The sequence below is a fragment of the Paenibacillus sp. FSL P2-0089 genome (assembly GCF_038595095.1).
In the GTDB taxonomy this organism is placed as follows: domain Bacteria; phylum Bacillota; class Bacilli; order Paenibacillales; family Paenibacillaceae; genus Paenibacillus_AQ; species Paenibacillus_AQ silagei.
On sequence record NZ_CP152006.1, the window covers coordinates 3,741,730 to 3,754,877 of the forward strand.

8 protein-coding genes and 1 riboswitch are annotated in these 13,148 nt (G+C 49.0%); of the genes, 6 read left to right on the top strand and 2 right to left on the bottom strand.

The genetic code is table 11. From position 1 onward, the window contains the following. Positions 1–170 precede the first annotated feature (170 nt). On the bottom strand, positions 171–914 hold the full coding sequence (locus NST69_RS15410) for a suppressor of fused domain protein (RefSeq protein WP_342549965.1): 744 nt from the start codon (positions 912–914) through the stop codon (positions 171–173). A 132-nt stretch (positions 915–1,046) separates the two neighbouring features. Between NST69_RS15410 and NST69_RS15415 the strand changes: the two genes are divergently transcribed. Beyond that, on the top strand, positions 1,047–1,232 hold the full coding sequence (locus tag NST69_RS15415; protein ID WP_051478126.1) for a hypothetical protein: 186 nt from the start codon (positions 1,047–1,049) through the stop codon (positions 1,230–1,232). Positions 1,233–1,251: 19 nt separating this feature from the next. Here the strand turns inward: NST69_RS15415 and NST69_RS15420 are convergent, their stop codons facing one another. Then, entirely contained in the window at positions 1,252–1,719 is a 468-nt protein-coding gene (locus tag NST69_RS15420; protein ID WP_036726760.1) for a hypothetical protein, read from the bottom strand. A 205-nt stretch (positions 1,720–1,924) separates the two neighbouring features. After that, a riboswitch (cyclic di-AMP (ydaO/yuaA leader) is annotated at positions 1,925–2,088 on the bottom strand. Between the two features lie 637 nt (positions 2,089–2,725). On the opposite strand from NST69_RS15420, the gene arsC reads away from it, so the two are divergent. From arsC to NST69_RS15445, 5 genes are all read left to right on the top strand, one after another. Further along, positions 2,726–3,145, top strand: a complete 420-nt coding sequence (arsC, locus tag NST69_RS15425) for an arsenate reductase (thioredoxin) (RefSeq protein WP_076075075.1) — start codon at positions 2,726–2,728, stop codon at positions 3,143–3,145. A 467-nt stretch (positions 3,146–3,612) separates the two neighbouring features. Next, complete coding sequence (locus tag NST69_RS15430) at positions 3,613–5,589, top strand: sigma-70 family RNA polymerase sigma factor (protein ID WP_342549967.1); 1,977 nt, start codon at positions 3,613–3,615, stop codon at positions 5,587–5,589. Positions 5,590–5,895: 306 nt separating this feature from the next. Next, positions 5,896–11,232, top strand: coding sequence for a sugar-binding protein (locus tag NST69_RS15435; RefSeq protein ID WP_342549969.1), 5,337 nt, complete (start codon positions 5,896–5,898; stop codon positions 11,230–11,232). 267 nt (positions 11,233–11,499) lie between these two features. Then, on the top strand, positions 11,500–12,648 hold the full coding sequence (locus NST69_RS15440; protein WP_342549971.1) for an AMP-binding protein: 1,149 nt from the start codon (positions 11,500–11,502) through the stop codon (positions 12,646–12,648). Next, entirely contained in the window at positions 12,641–13,147 is a 507-nt protein-coding gene (locus tag NST69_RS15445; protein ID WP_342550182.1) for a phosphopantetheine-binding protein, read from the top strand. The genes NST69_RS15440 and NST69_RS15445 overlap by 8 nt, the downstream gene beginning before the upstream one ends. The last annotated feature ends 1 nt before the right edge of the window (position 13,148 follow it).

The window sequence follows — 13,148 nt, forward strand, 5'->3', positions numbered from 1 at the left end:
AATTAAGCCTCCCCCTTGCAGCCTATTCGGTGCAGATAACCTTCAGCAAGCTATTAGTTAAAGTAATTCCCACACGTTTAGATCTGATGAGCTAACTAGTATCAAAAGGCTGAGCCCAAAGTCATATTCTTGACTTAAGCTCAGCCTTTTAAAGCTGTTAATCCGGGCGGTTATTTACAAGCGTTGTGTCTATTCGGATTCAGAACGAGGAAATCCTCTGGAAGCTCGAACAGCTTGGCCACCAGTTCGTCTATACCGGACTCCAGCTTGAACTCCATTTCCTCCCGGTACAGCGGAACCAGGAAATAAACCTGAACCTGATTGCCATCTTTCGTATGGACGGTGCTAACCTCTTCCGACAGAGCATACAGGATCACACCGGACAGCTCCGTGTTATCCGCGTAAGGCTCGTAATCCTCCGTGTTGGGGATCGTATGTCCGTATCCAAGCCACGTCTGATACATATGCGGGAATCGGGCAAGCATCTTCATCAGGCGGATCGGCCAGTAGTTCTCCTCCACTTCAAAATCCTCCTGCGTAAGCGGCCAGTCCGCCGGCAAAAACATCATCAGCTCCGCGCGTTCCAGATGCTTATACTCTTTACGGATCTCCTGAGGGAGCGTCAGCGGCAGATCGCTCATCCCATTGGTGTACAGCACCCGGTAGGGCTCATCAGGTGTAGCCTCCATAATATTTACATCAATATGTACGATGTCTGAAATCAGTTCGTGGAACACGCCAGTTTCCCGGTTTGGAAAGACCCGATTGAAATGTTCGTTTAAATCTTCCATGTACAAAATATTGGCGGGAGGCGTAACCTGCTGCTCATCCGAAGCGTCATAACCATAAATGGTGGTACCATCTTCCGATTTGCCCATTTCCTTGCCGCCAAACAGTTTTTTGAAAAAGTTCATGTCTTTGCGCTCCTCTGTGTGGGTGTATATTAAAGTGCGAAATGAAGTATTTGAAACCTCACTTGGAAGTATAACAAAAGACATAGCCCCGGAGCGATGGGTCTATCGATTCGAATTTCAAAAGGAGCAGATATGAACTATATCATTTTTGATCTGGAAGCCACCTGTTGGGAAAATGACCGCAAGCGGGGCGTAGGCATGGAGAGAGCCTTGACTATGCTTGAATTGCCGCTTGAAGGTACTCACCATAGAGGTATCGATGATGCCAAGAACTTCGCGAAAATATTCGTTAAGATTTTTGACCAATTGAAGGTTTGATAATTTAAATTGATCATGTCTATAGCAGTGAATAATAGGATACTGATTCTGCAAATAAAATGGTTGGATTCAGATGACTCTTCACCGTATTAATTGAATGGATTCTTTGCTTTGTCCTTTGATGGCGATACCGCTCCGATCCGGCTCCTACCTTCATTCGGATTTGGTCATTTTGAATGAACATACTATCGAGTGCAGTCTTGATCATGTTAAGTTGATTGGGGGCCCATTCTTGTCCGTGCATCCGGACGTATTCTGTGGCTTCTTCTGCAGTACAATGACATATCTCTTTCAGAAAAGAGCCCCATTTGATTAAATCCACCGCATTGTCACCCGCACAAAGAATGCAATTCCCATAGCTGATCTGTCCTCCGAAGGTTAACTTCAACACCCCATACCAGTATCCGTAAGGCTCTGAAATATGCATGAAGGAAGGGCGGCAGCTAAATGCGAACAACTCGATTCGTGACAGTCTGGCGTTAATCATGAATAATGCCTCCTAGGTTGTCTATAGATTTCATATAACGCTGCAGATTATGGGTCTGCTCAGCTGTGGCTACATAGGCTGACAGTTCAGTTTCATTCTCACATACAGCAGCATGCTCAAGCCAAACGGAATATTTGGTTTTCTGTACGATGGATAAGTGTAATGGAAAGGTTTTGCGGGATCGCAGCAAAAAAGCATGGTTAATGCAGGCTCTCTCCAGTGCTTACGAGGTTAGCTGACGGATTCGGACGGTGAGAGTCGTCCTACCAGTGAAGAGTTCAATCTTCTTTGGATTCACCCCATTTCGGCTGGCCACAGCCATTTGGTTCCCCCGCTTCCCGCCTGACGGGAATTCAGCATTTGTTAAAAGGAATCTTACGCTGAGCATCACCGTTTGTAAAATGCTGAAAGTTCTCTAGGAGACTAAATAAGACTCTATAGGATATAAAAATGAAGAAAATCCCTTGTAATCTAGCATTCATCCTCGATTTTCTTAAGTTATCGCGTATTTATTAACTTTTTAATGCAACCTAAATGGGGCTAAATGAATCTTAATGCTTCTTTAATCATGATTATAAAAAAGAGAATCGGAGAGATTGAGACTGGTTGCAGAGATACTAAGAGGTTTATTGTCTGCCTTTACAGGTGAACATGTGCGAGAGCCCGATTAATTATTTGCTTGTATGGAGTGCCGCCATTATGAATCCAATATTGGAATGGATTGAGAATAAATGTTCTGGTATAATCAACTGAGAACATCAGTTCTGTTATCAAATGCCATTTGCCGTAAGTTGCATGGCAAGAAACATCGGATTGGGATAAGATCCTCAAGAGTGCAAAATGGACGCCTATATAAAGCTTTATGGGAGCAAATGCTAGGGGCGTTGTACTTACCGATACTTGGACATACTAACACTTTGAACTTGTAGGTTTACCTTTTATTCCGAGAAAAAATGAGTTTATATATAATATTGACCTTATTTAAAATCAAAGGAGAATGCGACTCATGGATAAGAAAACCATTTACTTTTTGTGTACAGGAAACTCCTGCCGGAGTCAGATGGCCGAAGGCTGGGCCAAGAAATATTTGAGCAATGAATGGAATGTGTATAGTGCAGGCATTGAGGCTCATGGGTTGAATCCGAAAGCCGTTCAAGCGATGAGTGAAGTAGGTATAGATATCTCAGGTCAAACATCAGATATTATTGATCCGCAGCTGCTGAACAGCTCTGATCTCGTCATTACTTTATGTGGAGATGCAGCAGATAAGTGTCCCATTACCCCGCCTCAGGTGAAACGTGAGCATTGGGGATTCGACGATCCGGCAAAAGCGCAAGGAACAGATGAAGAGAAGTGGGCAGTCTTCCAGCAGGTTCGTGATCAAGTGGGAGAGCGCATCAAACAATTTGCTGAAACGGGTGAATAGTCACGATAGTGGAGTAACTGCTGCTAATGAGACAGGAGAGAAACTATAATGGTAAATTATCATGAACTGATTGAAGGTAAAGTATAATAGATCTTTTTTGCTAAAACCCCAAATTAAACCCGACCTTTATTACTAGGTCGGTTTTTTGGGTGCGCCTGGCATGGATGATAACTTGGCGGTGAAACGAGCTTGCCACATAAAGCGAAGTTCAATACTGCCCGAATCCCAGCATGTATATGTGGTGGTCTAACAAAGGACTGTGTGTTCTCCAATATCCGTACCGGGCTGGAAGAACTGCTTCAGTTGATGAAGGAGCTTCAGCAGGAACACGCCAAGAGTGACTCCTCTTTGGCACCCATGCTTGCCGCATGCGGGTGGTCCCTTGATCGGTCAGTTCCAGAATAATGTTACATTAATTAAATCCAAACCCCCAAGTTAGCTGTCTATATAACAGGAGGTGAACGACAATGATCGATGCACAGCAACAAATCAACGCCGCACAAAACGGAGATCACGATGCCTTCGTTTCTCTTATAAAGGATCGGACGGATAAGCTGCACCGAGTGGCCCGCCATTATGTACGGGAGTCCAAAGATGCGGAGGATATCGTTCAGGATGCCCTGGTTAAGGCTTATGAGTCACTGCATACGCTGCAGCAAGCCGAAGCGTTTGAGAGCTGGCTTACCAGAATTGTGGTGAACCGGGCACTCAATCACTTGAAGAAATCCAAGCGTGTTCACCTGAGCGAAGACCCGCAGGCGCAAGAGACATTGGTCGTTAATGATATCGATCAAACCCTGGATCTGGAGCGAGCATTGGCCAGTCTGAATCCGAAGCTGCGTCAGCTCCTGTTCTTAAAATATAAGAAGGACCTGACCCAGCAGCAAATCGCCCATCTCCTGGACATGCCATTAGGTACTGTAAAAACACAATTACGGAAGGGGCTGGAGCATTTGCGCAACGAAATGGCTCAAGATTTTCCCGAACGAGACCTGGATACATTACGCCTGCAGTTAAGACAACAGGCAGAGCACCAGTTTGCCGTTTCACCGGATTATGATTTGATCGTCAATGATTATCAAGAGAACACCATGAGGGGAACAGGGAAGGGAGAAGCGGGATTCTTATGGGTTAAAACGGGGAGTGATGACGCCGTTTCTGCTACACTCTCCAGGGACGGCAACTTGCTAGACTATGCCATTTCCTGGGCCTCATTGGACAACGGGACACGGCTATCTGAGGAGGAGCTCAAACAGCAGGCAGAGCAATTCCTGGAAGATCATTATCCCGGCGCACTGCGTAATTTTCCGTATTGTGAGATGGAGTGGATGGAAGGGATGTTTGGGTACACACGACAGCAGAAGGCAATGGGGCTGCCGCTTCCTGAGACGGGATGCCTGATTATGGTTCACCCCAGCGGTCGCGTGGTCGGATTTAGGTACTACGGAACCGTTCCAGGGCCAGCACTCCCAACCATGATCACACCAGAAGAGGAACAGTTGGCGTGGATGAAGGCGCATTTTTTGCTACATGTGGAATATTGCATATTGGACAAAGCCGTGTACACGGATGGTGACGATCAGGTCCATCTTGTTTACGCCCCCCGAAGTAGAGGACTAATCTATACTGCATCATCACAGGAGGAAGTTCCGACAGCCTATAGGGCAGAAGCTGTCCCTTCTGACCCAAGAACTCTGGACGAGTGGCCAGGTGAGTTCCCGCCCGCACGAAGCCTAGAAGAGTGGATTGGCGTAGACAAGGAACAATTTCAGTTAGTACAAGACGACAATATTGGCTCGAACACCAAGTTGATGGTGTGGAAGCAACAGAATGAAGAGCGTCCAGCCAAGAATGACCGGTCTTGGAAGGCCTATTGGGCTAATCAGATGGAGGGAGCGGTTAAGGCGCGAGTAGACAGCCAAACCGGACAACTGATTGACTTTGTTTCGCATGTTAAGCCAGATCAACTAGCTCCATTAACCTGGGATCGAGACGCATGTATAGAAGTAGCTATGGACTATGTCCGAGGACTAGCAGCCGAAATGTTGCCGTATCTCAAGCTTCTAACTGAAGAGACCGACGACGAAGATCGTTTGGAAATCATTCGCTTTGGTGTATATGTTCAAGACGTATCTGTCAGGGATGAATGCTATCAACTAGCTGTTGACCGCTCTAATGGGAGGGTCAAAAGCTTGATGTCCCCCTCGATAAGGCCAGAACAGTTAAAGAAGCTGGAAACCGTGCCTTCATTTGATTCCCAGTCAGCCATCCTCCGATGGACGGCACAGGCCAAGCTGCGTCTGCAATGGGAACGGATGCACAATGCTAGGGCGAAAGAGGCCCCGTACGAACTAGTGTATCGAATGATTGGTAGCGAGTACGAGCGGACGCCCGAAGTGCTTGATGCGCATACGGGGAAATTATACGAAAATACTTTTTACTGACGAACAAAAACATCTTTTGTCAGTGGACAAGAAAATAGCCCTATTAGAACCCGCGCCCAGCGTGGGTTTTCTGTTTTAAGGGATCAAGTTCTTGTCCTTTTCTCAGGACAAGAACTATAACAACACTGTAGATTGATATTTGAATAAACTGTGAAATTCTGCATAGGGTGAAATAATAACAAATTTATGGAGGAGAAAATATGAAAGCGCTATTATATTCGCTGCGATGAAGTAAGCTGTTGAAGCCTTGGTGTTTACGATATGGGTAAGCCGTGGGTGCACGGATCGAAAAAAGGAGGATTTTCAATGATATCAAAACGATTTGGCAAAATGCTCGTGTTCCTATGTTGCTTGCTAATGGTGGCGTCACTAATGCCTGCCAGCTTTGCCGCCGCCACTGACAACAACGAGTATACAGAAGCACTTAATGGCGACAGCAGTTCTACAGATCTTACAAGCTTGCAGACAAATGAAACGCCTACCGCCATTTTTGGCACTCCCGAACTCGGGTCAAACGACCCGCTGTGGGCCCTGACAATGGAGCATCTTATCAACAAAAGCACTGTGCCCGACGACCCCAGGCCCCATTCCACAGGCACAGCCAGGATTCTTTGGGACCAAGACTATCTGTATGCCCGCGTAGTCGTGGAGGACAGCAATCTATATCAGGGACCCGGCAATGATTATCAGTACGACGGCCTGGAGTTTTATGCCGGCGCTGGAACCCAAGGTGCGAATCAATGGCGCATCAGCGCAACGGGCGTGTTTTCAGGGCAAAACGCTCCGGGCAGAGCTGCGTGGACTGAGATCACGGACACAGGATATATCGTGGAGATGAGAATCCCTAAAAGAACCTTGAACTTGCAGGCAGGCCCGTTTACCTTTGAAGTATATATCAATAACTCGTCGGAAAAGGGCGGTGACCGCTATGAAGTCGTTTCCTGTTTCGGAACTCCGGATGCGGCTTACAACAATGCTGCTTCTTATACAAACAGCCTGAATCTCATTGCCGCTAGTGGAGCGGACGAGAGATTCTCAATCACCGCCACGGCGGAATCGGGCGGCCGAATAACGCCGAACGCACCCGGCAATGTTCTGAGAATAGCCAGCGGCTCAGACACAACCTTAACGGTTACCCCCGATTACGGCAAAATTGTAGATACCGTAAAGGTAGACGGAGAGGACGCAGTTCTATCCGATGATGGCACTTATACCTTCTCAAATGTTGTCGCTAACCATACCCTTCAAGTGACTTTCAAAAATGATTCGGCCGCGGAGTTGCTCCCCTTTATCGTATGGAATGACAACTTCGCCCGTGGCGAGTACACGACGGCTGTCATCATTGACTTAGGCGAAGGGAAGGCAGCGGAAGGCTCCAAGCTTAATCCGGACTTGTTTACCGTCGCGGCCAGGAACACGACCCTGAACGGCGACTCGGTAACCTTTGAAGGGACGCGCAAGATCACTAGGGTATACGCCAATGACGAACCGAAGGTACGCGGCTATCTGGGGACGGTAAGCCGTTCACCGGATTATCAGGAGGGACTGGAACGCGGCCGTTACATCGTAATTGAGTTTGAGTTCTATTCAGAGAGCGGCGGCAATATAACGCTGGATGGCAACATGAACTCAACAAAACAGGTTTACAGCGTGGTCCAAAACGGCGAGATCCCACTGACAGAAGGGGATCCGCTTAACTTCGCGGTTTTTGAACAGGATAAAGTTGTGAATCCGATCCTTGACCAATTTACAACACCTACGGGCAATTCGGTCAATCGCGCACTCTACCTTCACAAGGATGGAAACGGTGAGGTGTCGCGGGGCTTGCCGCTGTATGTCTATACCCACGGCATGGGGCGCGGCGGCACAAGCGCTGCGACTGACCCAAAAGCGGCGATGAAATCCGCGAATGGCTCGGTCGCTCTGATGAAGAAAATGGAAAAGTCCCCCGAGAAATACGCCAGCCATATCCTGAATATTTCCTATAATGGCACGAGTACTCCCTCCACAGCCAATGTTAAGAAGGTTATAGATGACCTGGTTGCCAGCGGTGCAGTAGACCCTAACCGTATTTACGCGGCGGGCTTCTCATGGGGCGGTCAGTATACGAACAGCTTAATTAACGCTTATCCCGGCTTCTTCGCGTCCGCCGCACCTATGTCTCCGGTAAGCGGCTCACCGAACGCGAACGCCAACTACGTTCACACCAACCTGGCCTATTGGATGTTTATCAATGAGTATAACGTTGGAGTATACCAGACTAACCTCGCTAACTTCATAAACACCAATATGCCAAAAATGATCAACGCGAAAGCTTCGCGCTTTGAGAGCAATGAGGCTCTTGTATGGCCTTACAATCAATTTGATCAGCCGAATCAGAAACCGAATCCGAACCATTCACCTGCCCTGAGTGATTCGGTGGCGCATGAAGTTGAAGCGGCTGTTCTTTACAATGACATAACGATGGGGACTTGGAGCATAGCGCCAACAGCGCAGTCCTCTAACTTGCCGGCTTGGAACAATGACTACACTGACGTCTTTGATTGGATGTTCGCGCAGACCGCAGCAAACAATCGGCCTGTTGCCGGATACGGTTCACCTGTACTCAGCACTAACGACAAACTGTGGGAACAAGCTGCGGAGTTCGACATCAACAACAGTAGCGCACCCGACCAAAAGATAGGCCCCAAGGCCACCGGCAAAGCCAAAGTATTTTGGGACGAAGACTTTCTATATGCACGCGTTGTGGTTACAGACCCGAATGTCTGTGCCGGTCATACGCCTGGCACTGAGTACATGACCGACAGTGTGGAATTTTATGTCGGTGACGGAAAAAGTGGCTCAAACCAGTGGCGTATTGGCGCAAGCGGTATTTTCTCAGGTCAAGCCGCTGAGGGCCGCGACGGTTCAGTTACACGAACGGATACCGGGTATATCGCGGAAGTGAAGATACCTAGAAGAACCATTGAATTCACAAGCAATTCCCCGATTACGTTTGATGTGTACATCAATAACTCAACTGGTGCAGGGAATGACCGTTATGAGGTTGTATCCGCTTTAGGTAAGCCCGACGCGGGTTATGGCAGTTCTGACAGCTTCAAAAATAGCTTGCTGCTGCTTGGGAGCTCCACGGTAACCAGACACCCCGTTAACGCCACGGCAGGATTAAACGGCACCATCTCGCCATCCGGCTTGATTCGGGTAGCTGACGGCGGAAGCCAATCCTTTACATTCACTCCGATCGGCGGTTATGTCGTGGATACCGTAACTGTAAATGGAGAGTCTGTAGAGATTGCAAACAATACCTATACCTTGAATAATGTGAACACCGATGACAAGGTAATCCATGTTACATTCAAACCCGATCCTGCCGCAACGTTACTTAACTTTATCGTATACAATGATAACTTTGCCACCGGAGAATTTACCACAGCTGTTATCATTGATCTGGGTGAGGGAAATGAAGCTGTGGGTGCCGACCTTAGTTCAAACCTGTTTACAGTATCGGCGAGGAATACTTTGCTGGGCGGTAGCCTCGCATATCAAGGCACACGCACCGTCAACAGAGTATACGTCAATGACCAACCTAGACCCAGAGGGTATAAGGGTGTGAACCAGAACTCCCCTGATTATCAAGCTGGACTTACTAAAGGCCGCTACATCGTTGTAGAATTGGAATTTTGGACATTAACCGGCGGACAATCCACTTTGGAAGCATCCAAATCCACCGTCCAGAATTACAGCATTGTATCTAGTGGCGATATCAAGCTTGATGGCAAGGCTGCCATTGTTAAGTCGGCTTTCGCACAGTCAGGTACCGTCAATGAAATCATCGACAAATTTGAAGTGGGTCCCAAAATTGATAAAGCGGACGCGATGCAGTATGGACTCTATATTCATAAGGACGGCAACGGCGCTCCGGTAAAAGGGCTTCCCCTTTACATCTATGCTCACGGTTCTACCCGCGGCGGTACACAGGACGGGGATACCTTTGCGCCCATCAGGTCCGCCAACGGAGCCACCGCGCTTATGAAAAAAATGGAGAAGAACGCTAAATACGCTAGTCATATCATCGCTCTGCGGGCTCAAAACAACGTTCAGGCAACACCCGCTACCTTAAAGGCTTATATCGATGATCTGGTAAGTAAGGGACTTGTTGACCCCAACCGTATCTACATGGCAGGCTTCTCTATGGGATCCGCTTATACGAATACTTTCTTGACGACATATCCCGATTTGCTCGCAGCCGCGGCGCCTATGTCTTTTCCACCATCAATCAACGCGAAACAAGCCGAAACTCTTAAAAACTTTGCATACTGGTCATTCGTTAACACAACTGATTCTTCAACAATAAAAACAGGGGCGGAAACTTATATAGCGAATATAATGCCCCTATTGGAAAACGCTAGGCACACGTTCATCGACAGAAATGAAATATTCGTCTGGCCTTATGACCAATGGACCAAGGCGGAAGCACCTGTTAATGGAACCAATTGGATTCCTTCCGGCCATGAGATGGAAGCTTCAGTTCTGTGGAACAATATTTCAGGGTACACAGATACTTTGTCCAATGTAGGTTCCAACAAAGAGTGGAGCCTTAAGCCTACGGCGCAGTCCTCTAAGTTGCCGACTTGGAACAATGACTACACTGACGTCTTTGATTGGATGTTCGCGCAGAGAAAAACGAGCGTACCCGGTGCTTCTGGTGGCAATACCGGCAATACCAGCAGTTCGGGCAATACCGGCAATACGGGCAATACCAGCACCGGGACAGTCACTGGATCGTTGAAGCCGACCTACAAAGTGAACACACCGAAGGATAAGCCCGCGGTCACGGACAAGAACGGCAATACCATCCTGCCCGGCGGCGGCGAGATTACGACCAAGGGCGGGACGAAGATTAAGGTACCCGAAGGCACGACTATAGACTCAAAAGGTAAGGTGACCATTCCGGCGGGCAAGAGCGCCGAAGTGACACTACACGGCGGCGCGAGTGCCGGCTTAGACAAAGGCATGTCGCTGAACATCCATGAGGGTACGGAATTTGTATTCGATGACGACACCCCGCTGGGCTTCCTCGTGGTGTCTGGCAATCCTTTCAGGGATGTCAACATGGACGACTGGTTCTACAGCTACGTAAACTCCGCCTACACATACGGTCTTTTCAACGGCACGACGTCCACAACGTTCTCACCGGGCACCTCAATGACGCGTGCGATGTACGTGCAGGTACTGGCCAATCTTGAGAACGTAAACCGCTCCAGCTACACGAATTCCCGTTTTAGCGACGTGACGGATGGGCAGTGGTACACGGCGGCAGTCGAGTGGGCGGCCCAAAGCGGCATCGTCAACGGTATAAACGCAGACCTGTTTGAACCCAATTCACCGGTTACACGCGAGCAGATGCTGGTGATGCTGTACAATTACATGAAGTACAAGGGCTATGAGATACCTGAAAGTCAATCGAAGTCCTTCGCGGACGAGAGTCAGATCAGCTCATGGGCGTTGAAGGCCGTTCAGGCACAGCAGGGCATCGGAATTGTATCAGGCAAGCCAGGCAACTTCTTTGCCCCCCAATCCAATGCCACCCGCGCTGAAGTAGCTACTATCTTTATAAAGTTCATCGAATATCTCGCTAAGTAAAAGCGTAAACAGAAACATGCGGACCCTTTCGGCTGAGCAAGATCCAGCCGGAAGGGTCTCTTTTTAGCAATCCTGATTACAAGGGAAGGAAAACGTCGTTATGTGGCGAAAATACTCAAAGAAGTAAAAAAATCTCATGGGAAAGGAGACCCCATGTTCATTGTTAATAAAGAACATTATGACCAGCATGAACTGGAACGTCGAATACACGCGATATACGTATTATTGGGTTCCTCTGCTTGGAAGAAACGGCGGACAGCTGTATGTATGAAGGAGCCGGCGAATATTCTGGCCGCCACGGAGCTGATGATCAGGAATGAGGGTTCGGTGCTTCTGATAAACGGCGACACCCCGATTGAAACCGCTCTCAGTCAAGCCGATGACGCAGGCTGTACGGGTCTGCTGACCGACGCAGGAGGCAGCACCGTCTTTCACCCTCTGCACTCACGCCTGGATCGGATGAACGGGGAGCCGTCCTTGCTTCAATTCAGCTCCGGCACGACCGGCGCTCCCAAGCTAGTGGAACGGTCTTGGTCTCATGTGCAAATGGAAATCGAGGCCTACAACAAGCTGCTGCCCTGCAGCGGGGAGGATACACCGATCATTCTGGTGCCCGTGTCCCATTCCTTCGGATTCATCACAGGCACGCTTTCCGCACTTAAGCGCGGTGTAGCGCCGGTTATCGTGACGGACAAGAACCCCAAATTCGCCCTGCATCTCATGCAGCAGCATGATCGCCATGTGGTGTATGCGGTGCCCTTCCTCTTTCAAATTCTGCTCAGTCTGATGAGAGAGAAGGTGCTTCTTAGAAAGCTGGTATCCTCTGGCTCCCCGATGTCTGCAGAACTGCTGAACAGGCTTGGGGGTGCAGAGGTGGAGGTGATCCAGCAATACGGGTGCTCTGAGGCGGGCTGCATCTCGCTTGGCGACCGGCCCTCTGATTCTACGGATGCCGGGATGCTTCTGGAGCATATGGCAATGGAAAGGGCCGGAACCCGGGAGCAGCCGGATGAAATCATCATTGCCACAGGCGGACGCCGGATTCATACCGGAGATTTGGGATATTGGCTCAGCGGCAGGCTTCATGTTCAGTGCCGGATGGATGATCTGATTAATGTGTCAGGACTGAAGGTAGCTCCCTCCGAGGTGGAGGATGTCATCCGAAGGCTGGACGGCGTTCAGGAAGCTGTCGTGCACAAGGCTCCGCATCCCGTTTGGGGGGAAGCTGTCAAAGCCCGAATCGTCCGGAAGGGCGATGCGCTGTCTCAGGAGGAGGTGAAGAGGTGGTGCGCGCGGTTTCTGCCTGCTTATAAAGTTCCGGGCTTTATTGCTTTTACGGAGGACATTCCGAAGACGAGTACAGGGAAGGTTATGCGAAAACAATTGGTAGAAGAGGAGTATGGTATTCATGGATAAGGAACAAACGATAGCTCAATTGAGGCAGGTCATGTCCGAACAATTGGAGCTCGCTCTCCCGGACGTCATTAAAGAGGAAGACCGGCTGTACGAAGACTTAAACGTAGATTCGATCATGGTACTCCAATTGGTGGTCTACATCGAGGAAGTGTTCAACGTGACTGTGCCCGAGGAGGATTTGGATCCTGCCGTCTTCCAAACGGTCGGTTCTTTAGTCGATTTCATCCATGCCCTTAAGGGGGAGCCCATCATACAATTCGTGATTGACCGGGTGGCCGATTTGACCTCCAGACCGGAGCTGGCGGAGGAATTGAATGGGGACTCCCCATTGGAGGATGCAGGCGTGGATTCGGTGCTGCTGGTCAACCTGATGATGCAGATTGAACAGCAGTACGAGATTTTTTACGAGGACGACGAGCTTCTGCAGGAGAACTTCGCCACCGCGCGCTTGATCTCACAGCGCATATTGGCCAAACGGGCCGTTAAAACCGGGGGTTGAC

Excerpts from the sequence above, each read along its gene's own strand:
- NST69_RS15410 (WP_342549965.1), bottom strand. The coding sequence starts at position 914 with ATGAACTTTTTCAAAAAACTGTTTGGCGGCAAGGAAATGGGCAAATCG.
- NST69_RS15415 (WP_051478126.1), top strand. The coding sequence starts at position 1,047 with ATGAACTATATCATTTTTGATCTGGAAGCCACCTGTTGGGAAAATGAC.
- NST69_RS15420 (WP_036726760.1), bottom strand. The coding sequence starts at position 1,719 with ATGATTAACGCCAGACTGTCACGAATCGAGTTGTTCGCATTTAGCTGC.
- arsC (WP_076075075.1), top strand. The coding sequence starts at position 2,726 with ATGGATAAGAAAACCATTTACTTTTTGTGTACAGGAAACTCCTGCCGG.
- NST69_RS15430 (WP_342549967.1), top strand. The coding sequence starts at position 3,613 with ATGATCGATGCACAGCAACAAATCAACGCCGCACAAAACGGAGATCAC.
- NST69_RS15435 (WP_342549969.1), top strand. The coding sequence starts at position 5,896 with ATGATATCAAAACGATTTGGCAAAATGCTCGTGTTCCTATGTTGCTTG.
- NST69_RS15440 (WP_342549971.1), top strand. The coding sequence starts at position 11,500 with ATGAAGGAGCCGGCGAATATTCTGGCCGCCACGGAGCTGATGATCAGG.
- NST69_RS15445 (WP_342550182.1), top strand. The coding sequence starts at position 12,641 with ATGGATAAGGAACAAACGATAGCTCAATTGAGGCAGGTCATGTCCGAA.